Origin of the sequence: Herbidospora daliensis (assembly GCF_001570585.1) — a bacterium.
Classification (GTDB): Bacteria; Actinomycetota; Actinomycetes; order Streptosporangiales; family Streptosporangiaceae; genus Herbidospora; species Herbidospora daliensis.
This window is the reverse complement of the sequence record NZ_BBXF01000001.1, coordinates 823,388-838,972: the sequence shown is the minus strand read 5'-3', so window position 1 is coordinate 838,972 and position 15,585 is coordinate 823,388. Positions and strand designations below refer to the sequence as shown.

12 protein-coding genes are annotated in these 15,585 nt (G+C 70.9%); 6 read left to right on the top strand and 6 right to left on the bottom strand.

The window, feature by feature from the left end:
• Window positions 1-216 precede the first annotated feature (216 nt).
• Complete coding sequence (locus AW274_RS03185) at window positions 217-1,266, top strand: hypothetical protein (RefSeq protein WP_062429153.1); 1,050 nt, start codon at window positions 217-219, stop codon at window positions 1,264-1,266.
• A 59-nt stretch (window positions 1,267-1,325) separates the two neighbouring features.
• Here the strand turns inward: AW274_RS03185 and AW274_RS03180 are convergent, their stop codons facing one another.
• From AW274_RS03180 to AW274_RS03165, 4 genes are all read right to left on the bottom strand, one after another.
• The gene (locus AW274_RS03180) at window positions 1,326-2,183 is read right to left on the bottom strand and encodes an ABC transporter permease (protein ID WP_062429151.1); all 858 of its coding nucleotides are present in this window, start codon (window positions 2,181-2,183) and stop codon (window positions 1,326-1,328) included.
• The gene (locus AW274_RS03175; protein ID WP_062429149.1) at window positions 2,180-3,151 is read right to left on the bottom strand and encodes an ATP-binding cassette domain-containing protein; all 972 of its coding nucleotides are present in this window, start codon (window positions 3,149-3,151) and stop codon (window positions 2,180-2,182) included. Before AW274_RS03175 ends, AW274_RS03180 begins: the two co-directional genes overlap by 4 nt.
• The gene (locus tag AW274_RS03170) at window positions 3,148-3,636 is read right to left on the bottom strand and encodes a PadR family transcriptional regulator (protein WP_062429147.1); all 489 of its coding nucleotides are present in this window, start codon (window positions 3,634-3,636) and stop codon (window positions 3,148-3,150) included. The genes AW274_RS03175 and AW274_RS03170 overlap by 4 nt, the downstream gene beginning before the upstream one ends.
• A gap of 66 nt (window positions 3,637-3,702) precedes the next feature.
• Window positions 3,703-4,815: a magnesium and cobalt transport protein CorA gene (locus tag AW274_RS03165; RefSeq protein WP_232319956.1), complete on the bottom strand. Its 1,113-nt coding sequence runs from the start codon at window positions 4,813-4,815 to the stop codon at window positions 3,703-3,705.
• Window positions 4,816-4,894: 79 nt separating this feature from the next.
• Between AW274_RS03165 and AW274_RS03160 the strand changes: the two genes are divergently transcribed.
• Entirely contained in the window at window positions 4,895-5,590 is a 696-nt protein-coding gene (locus AW274_RS03160) for a M50 family metallopeptidase (protein ID WP_062429143.1), read from the top strand.
• Here the strand turns inward: AW274_RS03160 and AW274_RS03155 are convergent.
• On the bottom strand, window positions 5,572-6,492 hold the full coding sequence (locus AW274_RS03155; protein WP_083973795.1) for a winged helix DNA-binding domain-containing protein: 921 nt from the start codon (window positions 6,490-6,492) through the stop codon (window positions 5,572-5,574). The genes AW274_RS03160 and AW274_RS03155 overlap by 19 nt on opposite strands.
• Before the next feature lie 52 nt (window positions 6,493-6,544).
• Here AW274_RS03155 and AW274_RS03150 point away from each other — a divergent pair, with 52 nt between their 5' ends.
• From AW274_RS03150 to AW274_RS03135, 3 genes are all read left to right on the top strand, one after another.
• Entirely contained in the window at window positions 6,545-7,732 is a 1,188-nt protein-coding gene (locus AW274_RS03150; protein WP_232319954.1) for a hypothetical protein, read from the top strand.
• A 497-nt stretch (window positions 7,733-8,229) separates the two neighbouring features.
• Window positions 8,230-9,381, top strand: a complete 1,152-nt coding sequence (locus tag AW274_RS41720) for a hypothetical protein (protein ID WP_232319953.1) — start codon at window positions 8,230-8,232, stop codon at window positions 9,379-9,381.
• A 624-nt stretch (window positions 9,382-10,005) separates the two neighbouring features.
• Window positions 10,006-13,344, top strand: coding sequence for a coiled-coil domain-containing protein (locus AW274_RS03135; RefSeq protein ID WP_063813059.1), 3,339 nt, complete (start codon window positions 10,006-10,008; stop codon window positions 13,342-13,344).
• 36 nt (window positions 13,345-13,380) lie between these two features.
• Here AW274_RS03135 and AW274_RS03130 read toward each other — a convergent pair whose 3' ends face one another.
• Window positions 13,381-13,953, bottom strand: a complete 573-nt coding sequence (locus AW274_RS03130; protein WP_062429139.1) for a TetR/AcrR family transcriptional regulator — start codon at window positions 13,951-13,953, stop codon at window positions 13,381-13,383.
• A gap of 109 nt (window positions 13,954-14,062) precedes the next feature.
• On the opposite strand from AW274_RS03130, the gene AW274_RS03125 reads away from it, so the two are divergent.
• Window positions 14,063-15,583 carry a carboxyl transferase domain-containing protein gene (locus tag AW274_RS03125; RefSeq protein ID WP_232320006.1) on the top strand — a complete coding sequence of 507 codons (1,521 nt, stop codon included), beginning with the start codon at window positions 14,063-14,065 and terminating at the stop codon, window positions 15,581-15,583.
• Window positions 15,584-15,585: the final 2 nt, after the last annotated feature.

Sequence of the window (15,585 nt, the reverse complement as noted above, 5' to 3'; positions counted from 1 at the left end):
AATGCGTCTCAACAGTGTCCCGCGCCACATGCCCGATTATGTCGTCACCTCGTGCGTGCCGTCCCGCCCCTTGCGCAGTCCGGCCCGATTTGACAAGTTTTCATCACAACATGTCAGGAGATCAAACCATTCCGCCGCAAAAGCCGTCTACTAGAAAGGCAAAAGCGCGGCACCCTCACGTCGCGTTCGACACACACGGGGAAGGAAAAAACCCGCATGTTGAAACGCATCAGCGCCGTGATTCTCGCGGCTGCCGTGGCGTCGGTGGGATTAGTCACCGGCACCGCGGCGAACGCCTCCACGGCGGAGAAGCCGACCGTGTCCGACATCACGATCAACCCCAGTCCCGTGGTCGTGACCAGCCGTGACAAGGTCACCGCGACGTTCTCCTTCGTCGTGGGCAAGGAGGCGGACAAGGTCGAGGCCTCGATCGCGCCCCGGCACGGTCACGCCAGGGCGCTGACCCTGACCGCCCCGACCGGGACCCCGGACGGCAAGTACACCGGGACCTTCTCGTTCGGCCGCGGCGAGTCCGCCGGCGACTGGAAGCTCTCCATCAAGGCGGGCAACGAGACCGGCACCACCGAAGCCTCCAAGGACTTCAAGGTGATCCAGGTCTGGTCGACCGACATCGTCAGGTTCGGCGCCGGCCCCGAGCCGGCCAAGTTCGGACACGCCCTGACCGTGTCGGGCCGGCTCGTCATCCACGGTTCGAAGGGCCACGACGGCCTGAAGAACCAGCGGGTCAAGATCCTGTTCAAGGAGAAGGGCTCCTGGCGCTGGAAGACCGTCGCCTGGGACCGCACCAACTGGCGTGGTGACTTCTCGGTCCGCGTCAAGGCCCTGAAGTCGGGCTGGTGGAAGGCCGAGTACGACGGCGTCAAGGGCTTCACCCACGGTTCGAGCAGCGACAGTGACCAGGTCACCGTCTTCCGCCCGAGGCCGCCGAAGCACGACGCCGCCAGTCGTCTCGTCGACTTCAACGCCTCCCCCGAACCGGTGAAGAAGGGCAAGAAGCTCTCCCTCACCGGCGAGCTGCAGACCTGGGACCACGGCCGCTGGGACGGCTACAAGTCCAAGGTCAGCGTCTGGTTCAAGGCGAAGTCGGGCAAGTGGGTCTACGTGAAGACCGCGTGGACCGACGGCTCCGGCGAGTTCTCGACCACGGCCACGGCCAAGGCGTCGGGTGACTGGAAGGTCGTCTTCGCGGGCGACAAGGACACCAAGCCCAGCAGCAGCAAGTCCGACTGGGTGCTCGTCAAGTAACACCCGTACATGAGAGAGCCCGGGACACCCCACGCGTCCCGGGCTCTTTCGCGTGCTTGTTATTCGGTACGCCGGAACCGCGCGACCGCGAGCTGGAGCAGCACGAACCCGATCACCGCCACGATGACCAGCTCGAACCAGACCGGCAGCCGCCAGTCGAACCAGCGGATGCCGGGGTTCAGCAGGGCCATGACGTGGGGTTCCACGGTCAGGTGGGCGAAGACGGCCTCGCGCATCGGGTCGACGGCGTAGGTCAGCGGGTTGACCACCGTCAGGACGTGCAGCCAGGCCGGGAGGTTGGCCAGGGGGTACATCGCGCCCGACAGGAAGATCATCGGCATGATCGCCATCTGCATGATGCCGAAGAAGGTCTGCATGTTCTTCATCCCGGCGGCCAGCAGCGTGCCGAACGCGGTGATCGTGAACGCCGCCAGCAGCATCTCGGCCATCAGAGTGACGATCAGGACGGGGTCGTAGGGCACCCCGACCAGCCCGGCCATGGCCAGGATGATCAGGCCCTGCGCGGTGGCCACGATCGCCCCGCCCAGGCACTTGCCGAGCACGATCGCGCCCCGGCTGACCGGCGCGACCAGCATCTCGCGCAGGAACCCGAACTCGCGGTCCCACACGATCGAGGCGGCCGAGAACATGGCGGTCGTGATCACCGTCATGGCGAGCACGCCCGGGTAGATGAAGGTGCGGTAGTCGAGGCCGGGGATGGCGTTCCCGACGATGGAGCCCAGACCCGTACCGAGCACGAACAGGAACAGGATCGGCTGGGCCAGCGACGACACCAGCCGCGTGTGGTCGTTGACGAACCGCAGCATCTCCCGGCGCAGCACGACCTTCACGGCGCGCACGTCGTGGGCCAGGCCGCCCGTGGGCAGTCGTACCGACGCGATCTCGGTCGCCGTCATCGGCGCAACCTCGCTCTCATCATCTGGTTCATCCCGCCCGACTCCTCTTCGGCGTCGCGGATCGTGGAGCCGGTGTAGTTCATGAACACGTCGTCGAGCGTGGGCCGGTGCACGCTGACCCCGGTGATCGGCAGCCCGAGTTCGGCGAACAGTCTCGGCACGAACTCCTCTCCTGAGGCCACCGCGAAGGTCACCGCGCCGTCGTGGACGCCGGCGTCGAGGTCGAACCGTTCCTTCAGGGCCGCGATGGCGGCCTGGTCGTCGGTGGTGTGGATCTGCACCCGGTCCTTGCCGACGCTGGCCTTCAGCGCCTCGGGGGAGTCGATGACGACGATCTCACCGTGGTCGATGATCGCGATGCGGTCGCAGTACTCGGCCTCGTCCATGTAGTGGGTGGTCATGAAGATCGTGATGTCCTCGGTCCGGCGCAGCTCGTTGATGTAGCCCCAGATGGCCGAGCGGGTCTGCGGGTCGAGCCCGACCGTGGGCTCGTCGAGGAACAACACGCGGGGGGAGTGGAGCAGCCCGCGGGCGATCTCCAGGCGGCGCTTCATGCCGCCGGAGAAGGTCTGCACCTTGCTGTCGCGGCGGTCCCACAGGGCCACCATCTCCATGACCTGCTTCAGCCGGTCGTGCACGACCGGCTTGGGCACGCCGTAGAGCTCGGCGTGGAAACGGAGGTTCTGCTCGGCGGTGAGGTAGGAGTCGAGCGTGGGGTCCTGGAAGACCAGGCCGATGTTGCGGCGCACGTCGTCGCGTTCCCTGACGACGTCGTGACCGGCCACCCGGGCCGATCCGCCGGTGGGGTTGATCAGGGTGCAGAGCATGCTGATCGTGGTCGACTTGCCGGCGCCGTTGGGGCCGAGGAAGCCGAACACCTCGCCGTGCGCGACCGTGAAGTCGATGCCCTTGACCGCGTCGACCTTGCCGTAGGACTTCTCCAATCCGGTGACCTCGACGGCGTTCATCGATCTCCGTCCTCGTCGTCGTCGCCGGCCAGGATGCGGAACATCTCGCGGCGGGTGCTCTTCAGCAGCTTCTTCGTCTGGGCCACCTGCTCGTCGGTGGCGACGTGGGTGAGGTGGATGAACGCCTCGGCGAGCTGGCCCCAGAGCAGCCGCATCTCGTGGCGGTCTTCGGTCATCCCCTGGGCCACCTCGGTCCAGGGTTCGGGTCCGGTACGGCTGCCGGCCGCCGCGCGGCCCTCGTCGGTCAGCCGGTAGACGCGGGCGCCGGCCGACTCCCCGGCGGCGACCAGGCCCTCGTCCTCCAGCTGCTGGAGCGACGGGTAGACCGACCCGGGGGAGGGCCGCCAGAGCCCGCCGCTGCGGCGGGCGATCTCCTCAATCATCTGGTGGCCGTTGCGGGGCTCCTCGGCGAGCAGCGCGAGCAGCGCCGCCCGGACGTTGCCGCGCCTGATCTGCAGGAGCGACGGTATGGGGGGAGCGGGCATGACTCAACCTCCGACTATCTAGATATTCTCAAAGATATATCTCGATAGTCGGACGTGTCGACGGATTTACAACCAGTCGCGGCGCTTGAACACGATGTAGAGCGTCAGGCAGACGCACCCCATGAGCAGCACCGCGAACGGGTAGCCGAACGCCCAGTGCAGCTCGGGCATGTGGTCGAAGTTCATCCCGTAGATCGTGCCGACCAGGGTGGGGGCGAACAGGATGGCCGCCCACGCCGAGATCTTCTTGACCTCGTCGCCCTGGGCGATGCTGGCGCCGGTGAGCTTGGTCATCTCCTCGTTCTGCGCCTGGCTGACCAGGGTCGAGTTGACGATCAGGATGTCCTGGAGCATCTGCCGGAACCCGGCCACCCGCTCGGTGACGGTGATCGCATGGTCGGCCACGTCGCGCAGGTAGCTCTGCAGCTCCTCGTCGACGCCGAACTTGGGGGCGTGCTGGATGAACCCGTCGAGCATCTGGGTGAGCGGCAGGGTGGCCCGCTGGAACTCGATGACCTCGCGCGACAACTCGTAGATGCGCCGGGGGGCCGCCGGGTCGCCGCCGAAGACCTGCACCTCGATCTCGTCGATGTCGTTCTGCAGGCCGGCGACCACGGGGGCGTAGGCGTCGACGACGGCGTCGAGGATGGCGTACAGGACCGCCTGCGGACCCTGGCGGAGCAGGTCGGGGTCGTTCTCCATGCGCTTGCGGACCAGCGACAGGTCGGGGGCCTCGCTGTGGCGGACGGTGATCACGAAGTCGGGGCCGAGGAAGATGTGCAGCTCGCCGAAGGCGACCTCCTCCTCGGCGTCGAGGTAGTTGGCGGCCCGCAGCACCATGAACAGGGTGTCGCCGTAGCGGTCGGCCTTGGGCCGCTGGTGGGCCACGATGGCGTCCTCGATGGCGAGGTCGTGCAGCCCGAACTCCTCGGCGACCTTGAGCAGTTCGGTGTCCTCGGGGCGATAGAGCCCTATCCACGCCATCGACCCCGGGTTGGCGCGCAGCGAGGCGAACGCGCCCGCGAGGGACAGGGGTGAGTCGATCCGGTGCCCGTTCAGGTAGATCGCGTTGTCGATGACGCTCTGTCTGACCAGCGCGTCTTCAGGCTTACGGGGGTCCATCGAGGCCTCGGGGGAGGCGTCTCGTCTCATCCAGGTCCGCATTCGCAGCTTTGCCACAGGGTGACGTTATCCCTCCATACCCGGATCAATCCTCTGAGGCGCCGAAGCCCCTAGGCTTCTCCCGGGAGGTGGCCCCCTGAAAGCCCTCTGGAACCAGCTGATCGACACCCATCCGGCGCCGCCGCTGTGGGTGATCGCCGTCGCGGGAGTCGTGGCGTTCGGCATCGTGGCCTATCCGCAGACCTGGCATCTGTCGCGCGGCCTGATCACGATCGCCCACGAGGGCGGCCACGCCCTGATGGCGGTGCTGACCCGGCGCAAGCTGCGCGGCATCCGGCTCCACTCCGACACCTCGGGGGTGACGCTGACGCGCGGCCGTCCGACGGGTCCGGGCATGGTGCTGACGGCCGCGGCCGGCTACATCGCCCCCTCGCTCGTCGGGCTGGGCGCCGCGTGGCTGACCGACGCCGGCCACGTCACGCTGCTGCTCTGGCTGGTGCTCGTGCTGCTCACCTGCATGCTCCTGCTGATCAGGAACGTGTTCGGGGTGGTCTCGCTGCTGGCCGTCGGCGGCGCGGTCTTCTGCGTGTCGTGGCTGGCCACGCCCGACATCCAGGGCGTGGTGGCCTACGGCGCGGCCTGGTTCCTCATGCTCGGCGGGGTGCGGCCGATCCTCGAACTGCAGCGCAAACGGCGGCGCGGCCGGGCCCCCGACTCCGACGCCGACCAGCTCGCCCGGCTAACGCGGGTCCCCGGCGCGTTATGGGTGTTTCTGTTTTTCGTGGTGTCCGTGGTGGCATTGGGATATGGCGGCTATTTGCTGGTGATGTGAAGGAAATTCGCGATGTCCGCGATTTCCTGATCGACGGGAATTTCCAGATCATTTCCGCCGAGCGACCACGTCCCGACGATCTTCCCGTCCTTGACAACGGCCGGGCGGATCATTCCCCCGCCCGGCACGATCACGGCCGTTGGAACGGTCATCGGGGCACGTTCCTTCCACCCGAGCAGAAACTCATCGAAGGCGGGCACCAGCCGGGTTCCTTCCCAGGGTTCTTTCTCCGGTACGTCATGATGCGCCCGCCGCGCGTCTTTCAGGCTCACCCCCGACCAGTAGGCGAGGTCCTCGGGTGTGGCCGGGGCGTGTGCGTGCGCGTAGCGTTTCCCGAGCTCCTTCAGCGCCTTGTCACGGTCGGGCTCGAAGGCGATCGGCGCGCCCAGCCAGTCGGCGGCGTGGACGTAGGTCGCCTTCCCGTCGCGGTCGGGCCCGAGCACCAGCCGCCCCCGCTCCGCCGCCAGCGCGGCCAGATGGATGATCGCCTGCCCTTCGGCCCCCAGCCGTTCGCCGAGCTCGGCCTTGGTGAGCGGCCCCTGCCCGTAGGTGGCCTTCTCGACCCGTCCGGCCAAATCGTCGCCGGTGACCCCGAGCTGCCTGAGACGCCGGGCGATGGTGGCCGTCGACGGCCGGGTGAGCGACAGCAGCCAGGGCAGGTCGTCGGTCCTGATCAGGTGCAGCGTGCCGCGCGGCCCCCAGGCCCGGGTGATCTCCCTGGCCCGGATCGCCTGTTCGACGTCCTGCCTGGTGAACCCGGTGCCCCGGGCGCGCAGCGCCAGCGCCGCCGCCCTCGAATCCTGCGCCTGTACGGCCAGAAGCTGCCGCACCAGCTCCGGCACGGTCGTGCGGGGCCGGTCGAGAAGTTGCGCGGCGGCCCGTCTCGGCCATGGATCGTTCACGGAACGATCCTAGGAACACGGAATGTCGGAGGGGTGCCCTACGGTGGGGCGCGTGCTACCCGAGACGCTCGACTCGGCGCTGTCCGACGAGGCGGTGCTGGTCACCTACCGCCGCATGTTCGCCGCGCTGGCCCGCGACAGCGGCGCCGTCGTCGACGACCCCGCCCTGGTCGACATCGCCGAGACCCTGTTCGCGGCGTTCGCCGAGGCGGGCGAGGAGTGGCTGACCCACGAGCAGATGCGCCACGCCTGCCGCGCCCATCCGGTCGAGCAGTTCGAGAACCGGCTCCGCGTGCTGCGCGGCCTCGGCGCGATCCGTGAGGTGTTCCCCAAGCCCAACCAGCTGCGTTACCGCGCGTCGTTCACCTCGGTCGTCGGCCTGATGTTCATCCGCCGCATGATGGACGACGGCGGCCAGAGCGAGATGCACCGCCTGCTCGCCCTCGAAGACCTCACGGTCGCCGGCCCCCGCACCACGATGGAACAGGCCCGCCGCTCGGCCGACATGCTGGCCCGCGCCTTCCGCCTGTGGGCCCTCGAACTCGTCACCCTGACCACCGGCACCATCGAGGAACTGCGCGAACAGGCCCCCAAGTTGTGGGGCACCGAGGAGATCGCCCGCAGAGCCCAGAGCCTGCACACCACGATCCTCACCCGCTGGCCCGACCTCGACCGCGTCTGCACCGACCTCCGCTCGGCCATCTACGCCTACAGCGACGCCTCCCGCCGCGCCGCCGGCCGCCTGGCCGACTCGGCCGGCACCACCCGCAACCTGACCCTGCTCCCGGCCGAGACGTGGCGCACCTTCGCCCAGACGGCGACCAGGGAACGCCTCGCCGCCGTCCTCGACGGCTTCGTCTTCGACGCCGCCGCGCCCTGGCACGACCCGGCCGCGATCGTCCGCGCGGTCGACGAGGCCCCCCGCCCCGTTCCGGTCCGCCCCGCACCACCACGCTCGGCCCTGCCCGACGAGGGCGCGTCGTCGTCATTGGCGGCGAACGCGCCGGGCCGCTTCACGGAGGTGGCCGAGTCGCTGCTCGGCGACCGGGACACGGTGGCCTTGGAAGAGGTGCTGCGGGGCGACTGGTCGACGATCCGCCGCGTGCTCGCCGACCTGGCCTCGGCCGACCTGCACCCGGAGGCGCCCTACCGGCTGGCCTGGTCCGACACGTTGTCGGCCGACCCTTCGGGCCACCCGAGCTGGTTGTCCCACGGCAGGCTGGAGCGAACCGATGGATGACGGGGCCGTCTTCGACCGTGCAGACGAGCGCCCGGCACCGGCCGGGCCGTCTGCGGGCCGTGACCGGGCGGTTTTCGGGCGGGCCGCGTGTCGTGAGGCGGTGATCTTGAGCCGGCTCGATGAGCGCCCGGTGTCGGCCGGGCGGTTTGCGGGCCGTGACCGGGCGGCTTCCGGGCGGACCGCGTGTCGTGAGGCGGTGATCTTGAGCCGGGTTGACGAGCGTTCGGTGTCGGTCGGGCGGTCTGCGGGCTGTGACGGGGAGGCTTTCGGCCGGGCCGCGTGTCGTGAGGCGTTGATCTTGAGCCGGGTCGATGAGCGCCCGGCGCCGGTCGGGCAGTTTGCGGGCCGTGGCCGGGCGGTCATCCTGGGTCGGGCTGATGGGGATCTGCGGCCGGTTGAGCGGTTCCGGTGTTGTGACGCGACGGTCTTCGGCCGGGCTGCGGGTCGTGGCGCGGTGGTGGCCGGTCGGAGCGGGTGTGGTGTGACGGGCCGGTTCCATGGGTGAGGCGCATGCCGAGGCGCGGTCGACCGGGCTGGTCGCGCTGACCGGGGCGGTGCCGCCGGGGTTCGTCCGGGTCGGCGAGGTCGGGGTGCCCGTGTGGCCCGACGGGGCGTCGCCCTCGTTGCTGGAGGAGTACCAGATCGCCGCCGCGCCCGTGGAGCGGGCGGGGGAGACCCGGCGGGTGCTGGCCTGCTGCCTGCGCATGTGCTGGGCCGACCTCGACGCCGAGCCGTGGCCGGGGGTGTGGGCGGCGGTCGACGACGTGCTCGCCTGCTACCGCACGATGGTCGGGCGCACCGACGACTCGGTGCGCAGCTGGGCCGTGGGCGCGCTGCGGCGGCTCCACGACACCGGCTGGATTGTTTTGTCCGGGTTCGGCACCCTCCGGCTCGGGCCGCGCTGCGTGCTCTGGACGGCCGACGGCCACGTCCAGCTACGGGAACTGATGCGCCGCATCGCCGCGCCCCCGCCATCGGGCGAGCTGACCCCCGTCGTCGAAGCCCGCGACGAGGGCCCCGACGAGTTCGCCGACCTGCTCGGGGCGTTCGACGAGCGGCGGCGGGCCGAACTGGTGGCCGCGTTCGTGGCGGTCGAGACGGCGGCCGAGCCGGTCCACGAGGCCCGCTTCGCCGCTCTGCGCGACCCCGCCCTGCGCCGGGCGCTGATGGAGATGCTGGCCCGCCGGGGCCGGGTGCTGCAGCAACGGCGCGACGCCTGGATCTCCGGCTACACCGACGCCTACCGGGCCACCTCCCTGCCCGAGGCCGAACGGGCGGTGCTGGCGCTGGTGCTGGTCCACTCGGTGGCGATCCCGCGGGCCGAGGGCCTGCTGGGCGAGGACACCTGGTTGTCGCAGTACCCGGTCGCGACCGAGGAACTACGCCGCCGCACCCTGCTGCCCATCGGCGAACTGGAAGCCGCGCTCCGCTCCCTGCGGCAGGCGGGCCTGATCGCCCAGCAGAAGACCAACGAGGAGGGCGCGGGCGGCTACGTACCGGGCCCCCAGTTCCACCGGCTGACGCGCGCGGCCCGGGCACGGCTCCAGGAGGAGCTCATCCTCGCGGCCGGCCCCCAGACGCCCCTGGCCGTGGCCATCAGGGCGAAACGCCGCCGCCACGAGCCGCAGGCCCCGGCCGAGGAAGCCTGATGCGGGTGCTATGGCCGGGGGAGTGGCACGAGCCGTCGGCTCTGGTCGGGAAGCACGATGCGTGGCGTTTTGGCCAGGTAAACGCGATGCGCGGCGCTTTTGGCCGGGGAGCGCCACGAGCGGTTGGCTTTGGGCGAGGAAGCGCGATGAGTGGTGGCGGGGGAGCGGCACGAGCCGGTGACCTTGGAGCAGGGAGCATGATGCGCGGGGTTCCGGTCGGGGAGCAGCACGAACTGGTGGCCCCGCCGGGAAAGCGCGATGCGTGGCGTCTTGGCCGGGAAAGCGCGATGCGTGGCGTTTTGGCCGGGGAAGCGCGATGCGCGGCGCTTTTGGCCGTGGGCGCCAGGAGCCGTCGGCTTTGGCCGGAAAGCATGATGCGCGGTGCTTCGGACCGAGGGGCTCCACGAGCCAGTGGCCCAGGCCGGGGAAGCGCGATGCGCAATGCGCGGTGTTTGCGGCCAGGGGACGCCGCGGGTGTCCAACGCACGCCGCGTCGTTGTGCCGAGTTTCCGGCAAGGTGGCCATGTGGCCGCCGACCGGCGCCGGTCGCGGGCGGTTTGGTTCCCGTGATGGGGGCCGGTCGCAGGTATGTCTTCGGGTTGGTCGGTTCGAGAAGGGCGTGGGATGACTGAGGTCGTCGATCTGAGCGGGGACAAGCCGGGCGAGCCCGGGGCCTCCGGGTTGTTCCAGGTCGTCGTGCCGATCGACGATGTGCGGCCCGTTCGGGCGGCGCAGGACAACGTCGTCGGCGATCGGGTGCTGGTGGCCTTCCAAGCCGTCAACATCTCGCGGCTTTCGACCCACACCGTCCCGATCGTGCCGGGCACGCTCGTCGTCGTCGCGGGGGCCGGGCCGAAGGACTCCAACGGGGCCGGGAAGTCGTCGTTCATCGCCGCGATCACGGCGTTGCTCGGTGACGAGCAGTGGCGGTTCGCCTCGGGGGCGAAGGCCGTCTCCGAACTGCTGTTCAACGCCGAGCTGGCCGCCCATGGCGACCAGCAGTGGGCCAGCGCCGATCACGGGTACATCGTCGGGGTCTTCGACGTGCCGTCCGCCGGCATGCCGGTGACCGTCTGGGTGCGGGTCAACCAGGAGGCTCCTCACCTGGAGGTGCGGTGGGCCGAGGGGGTGCACCTGGCCACCGCCGCCTCCGAGGCCGAGCGGGTCACCCATGCCGACGTCATCTGGTCGGGGCTGCCCAAGAGCGCCGGGCGGCGTGACGTCGTCGCCCGCGACCTGACCCGGGTCCTTTACGGCGACCGCGTCAGGTGCGTTTCCTTCCTTTCCACGTCGGTACGCAGCAAGGTCGCCACCAACCTGCTCTCCCAGCCCCTGAACGAGATCTCGCCCGACCGCATCTTCGAGGCTATCGCCGCCCTGACCGGTCTCGACGCCGAGCTCGACCAGGAACGCGAGGCCCGCCGCGACGAACACGCCAAACGGGTCAGGGCCGAAGACGCCCAGCGGCGCCTGGCCGAGTTCGAAGACGAGTCCCGCCATCTGCTGGCCGCCTTCGACCGCCGCGACAAGGCTCGTGAACGCCTGGCCGACGCCCTGAAACACTGGCGCGGCCGCCTGGCCCGCCGCGTCGCCGACGCCGCGGAGGCCGAGGGCACCCTGGCCGCGCAGCGCGCCGAGTTCGACGCCGCCGCCGAGACGGCCGAGTCGGCCATCGCCGAGGTCAAGGCCGAGATCGCCGCCCTGCGCGACGACTCCCTCGACCGCGCCCTGGCCACCGCCCGCCGCGAGCTGGCCGCCGCCCAGGCGAGCGCCGCCCGCGTCGAGGCCGAACGCGCGGTCGCCCAGAACACCGCCGACCAGCTCCGCGCCCAGATCCCCGCCCTGGAGGAGCAGCGCCGCAGGGCCGACGGCCGCGACCCGGCCCAGGCCCGCGCCGAACTGGCCGAAGCCCGGACCGTCCACGCCGAGGCACTCAAGGCCCTCGGCGTCGCCGACCGCGAACACGAGACCGCCCAGGCCGCCCTCAGCGACGCCGAGAACGGACCGGCCGCCGTCCAGCTCACCGCGCTGGGCCTGGCCGGCATCCCCGCCGCCGGCCTCCTCGACGCCTTGGACGTCGCGGAACAGGCCCGCGACGGCTTCCAGGCCGCCGCACCAGCCACGCTCGCCGCCGACGCGGTCGGTGGCGGCCCGGTTCAGGCCCGCGACGGCTTCCAGGCCGCCGCACCGACCGCGCTCGCCGCCGACGCGCTCGGTGGTGGCCCCGTTCAGGCCCGCGATGGCGTCGTCTCCGCCGGCTCGGCCACGCTCGCTGCCGACGTGGTCGGTGGTGGCCCCGTTCAGGCCCGCGATGGCGTCGACTCCGCTGGGCGGACCATGCTCGCTGCCGATGCGGTCGGTGGTGGCCCCGGTCAGGCCCGCGATGGCGTCCATTCCGCCCGACCGGCCACGCTCGGTGGCGGCCCCGGTCAGGCCCGCGGTGCGGCTGTCCGCACGGCGCCGGCCGCGGAGCACGCCCGTGACGCCGCTGCCCGTGATGCCGTGGTGGTCGACGCCGCCGACATGGACGCCGCAACCAAGGCCCTGGCCGCCTTCCCCGGTTCGGTCGTGGTCTCCTCGTCCGGAGTGGCCGTGGTCGGGATCGCCGAGGCGCAGGTCACCGGGCGGGAGTCGCGTCTCAAGGCCGCCGCCAAACGCGTCGAGCGGGCCGTCGCCGCGCAGGAGGCCGCCGCCTCGGCGGTGCGGCGGGCCGAAGACGGGGTCGCCCAGGCCGAGCGCCGGGTCGAGGGGGCCGAGGCCGCCGACCGGCTGGCCGAGCTCGCCACCCGGCTCGACGCCCAGCGGGAGCGGCTCACCGAGCTGACCGCCGCCGCCGGGGAGCTCACCCCGGCGCTCGACGCCGCCGAGGAGCAGGTCGGCGCGCTCGACTTCAGGGCCCGCACCCGCGACGTCGAGGCCGATCGGCTCGACGGCCGCCGCCACGCCCTGACCGCGCGCCGCGACGAGGCCCGCGCGGGCGCGGCCCGGATCGAGGCCCAGCGGACTGCGCTCGGGCTCGACCGGCTCGTCAGAGACTGGGGCGGGACCGTCGAGGGCGCGCAGGAGTGGCTCGCCGACGACGAGCTGACCGCCGACGAGTGGTGGCGGGCCGCCGAACGCCATCTCGACGCCGCGCTGCGCGGCACCTTCGACGACGGCGACGAGATGCCCGAGGAGCTCGGCTACCTCATCGCCGCCCGCAAGGACGGGCGGGCGGCCGAGGAGCTGGCCACCTTCCAGGCCGTGTGCAACGCGCTCGGTTCCTACCTGCGCGCGCAGGAGGAGTACGAACGCCACCAGCGCCGCCAGATCGAGACCCAGATCACCACCCGCCGGCGCGACCTGGCCGCCGCCACGCGCGGAGCCGAGGAGGCGGCCCAGTCGACCGCCGTGCACCGGGCGACCCTCACCGAGGCGATCCGGGCGCGGCTGACCCGGGTGGCCGAGGAGTTCGACCGGCTCGACACCGGTTACGGCGGCTACGGCGCCTCGCTCGACTTCCCCGTCCCGGCCGCCCCGGCCGATCCGGAGCAGCGCTGGTCGTGGCGGGTGATCCCGAAGTGGAAGCGCGGTGAGGGGCAGGGGTTCGTGCCCTACAACCGGCGGGCCAACACGGCGCTGATGGACGAGAAGGCGGTCAAGCTCGTCTGCGCGGCGGCCATCGCCTCCAGCGGGGGCAAGCACCTGACGCTGGTTCTCGACGAGCTCGGCCGCAACCTCGGCAAGGAGCACCGCCGCGAGGCGGTGGCCCTGTTCCGGCGCATCGGGGAGACCTACGGCATCACCGTGATCGGCGCCCTCCAGGACGACATGGAACCCTACGCCATCGACGCGTGCGGCCAGTACGTGAAGCTGCGAAGGTCGTCCGACGCGATGGCCTACAACGAGCCGCCCATCATCATCGCCCACGACAAGCACGCCGACCGGGTGAGGATGCTGGCCGACTTCGTCACCCGCACGTAAGAAATCTACTTTGTAAAGGCGTCGGCCCGGCGCACGTTAACGGCCGTTAACAGCAGCCCGCAACGACGCCCGGGCCATGGCCTCCAGCACACCCGCCATCTCCGCGTTCCCCAGCTCTCCGACGCTGCGGGGCGTCGAGTTGAGCAGCCCGAACACGGCGTGCACCGCGGCCCGCACCCGGGCCACCGCGCACCCCGGATGGAGGTCCCGCACCACCGAGACCCACTCCTCGACGTAGAGCCGCTGAAGCCGCCGAATCGCCCGCTGATCGGCGGGAGGCACGTTGTGTAGTTCCCGCTCGTGCACCCGGATCAGCTCGGGATGGCCGAGGGCGAACTCGATATGGCCTCTGAGCAGCACGTCCAGCGCCTCGGCCGGATCGAGCGCGGCGGCGGAGGCGCCCGCGGAGGAGAGCCGGCCCGAGATGTCGAGCAGGATCTCGGTCAGCAGCGCCTCCTTGCCCCGGAAGTGGCGGTAGAGCGCGGGGCCCGACACCCCGACGGCCGCGCCGATCTCCTCGATGGAGACCCCGTGGAAGCCGCGTTCGGCGAAGAGGGCCGCCGCGGCGTCGAGGATCTCGGCCCGCCTGTTCCGGGTAGGTGTGGTCACAAGCCCCCATGGTAGACGTCAATGTTAATGGCGACTAACGTGAACGCCTAAAGGGGAGGTGGCAGAAGACGTGTGGCCGGTTCTGTCCAGTTCGGGTGATCCGGGCGGGGTGCCGTACAAGAAGAACGCCGAGGTCAACGAGCGGCTCGTCGCCGAGTTGCGCGAGCGGCTCGACACGGCCGCGAAGGGCGGGCCCGAGCGGTCGCGGATCCGGCACGTCGAGCGCGGCAAGCTGCTGCCCAGAGACCGGGTCGACACGCTGCTCGACCCGGGCGCGCGGTTCCTGGAGCTGTCGCCGCTGGCGGCGACGGGGCTCTACGGCGACGACGCCCCGGCGGCCGGGATCATCACCGGCGTCGGCCGGGTCAGCGGCCGTGAGGTGGTGGTCGTCGCCAACGACGCGACCGTCAAGGGCGGCACCTACTACCCGATGACGGTCAAGAAGCACCTGCGGGCCCAGGAGGTCGCCCTCGACAACCGGCTGCCGTGCGTCTACCTGGTCGACTCCGGCGGCGCGTTCCTCCCCAAGCAGGACGAGGTCTTCCCCGACCGCGAGCACTTCGGCCGGATCTTCTACAACCAGGCGACCATGTCCGCGAAGGGCATCCCGCAGGTCGCGGCGGTGCTCGGGTCGTGTACGGCCGGCGGCGCCTACGTCCCGGCGATGAGCGACGAGGCGGTGATCGTCCGGAACCAGGGCACGATCTTCCTCGGCGGGCCGCCCCTGGTGAAGGCCGCCACCGGCGAGGAGGTCACCGCCGAGGAGCTGGGCGGGGGAGAGGTGCACTCGCGGATCAGCGGGGTCACCGACCACCTGGCCGACGACGACGCCCACGCGCTGCGCATCGTCCGCGACATCGTGGCGACCTTCGCCCCGGCGGCGAAGGCGTGGCAACGCACCGAGACCGAGGCCCCGAAGTACGACGCCCGCGAGCTCTACGGCCTCGTGCCGCCCGACTCGCGCACCCCTTATGACGTGCGCGAGGTCATCGCCCGCATCGCCGACGGCAGCCGGTTCCTGGAGTTCAAGCAGGAGTACGGCCCGACCCTCGTGACCGGGTTCGCCCGCATCCACGGGCATCCGGTGGGGATCGTCGCCAACAACGGCATCCTGTTCGCCGAGTCGGCGCTGAAGGGCGCCCACTTCATCGAGCTCTGCGACCGGCGCGAGATCCCGCTCGTGTTCCTGCAGAACATCAGCGGGTTCATGGTCGGCAAGGTTTACGAGCAGGGCGGCATCGCCAAGCACGGCGCGAAGATGGTCACCGCCGTGGCCTGCGCGCGGGTGCCGAAGCTGACCGTGGTGGTCGGCGGGTCGTTCGGGGCCGGCAACTACGCGATGGCCGGGCGGGCCTACTCGCCGCGTTTCCTGTGGATGTGGCCGAACGCCCGCATCTCGGTCATGGGCGGCGAGCAGGCCGCGACCGTGTTGTCGATGGTCGGCGACGCCGATCCGGAGGCGATCCGGGCCCAGTACGAAGCGCAGGGCAACCCCTACTACTCGACCGCGCGCCTGTGGGACGACGGCGTCATCGACCCCGCCGACACCCGGACCGTCCTCGGCCTGGCCCTCGGGGCCTGCGCGAACGCGCCGCTGGAGCCGGTCGGCTACGGCGTCTTCCGGATGTGAGG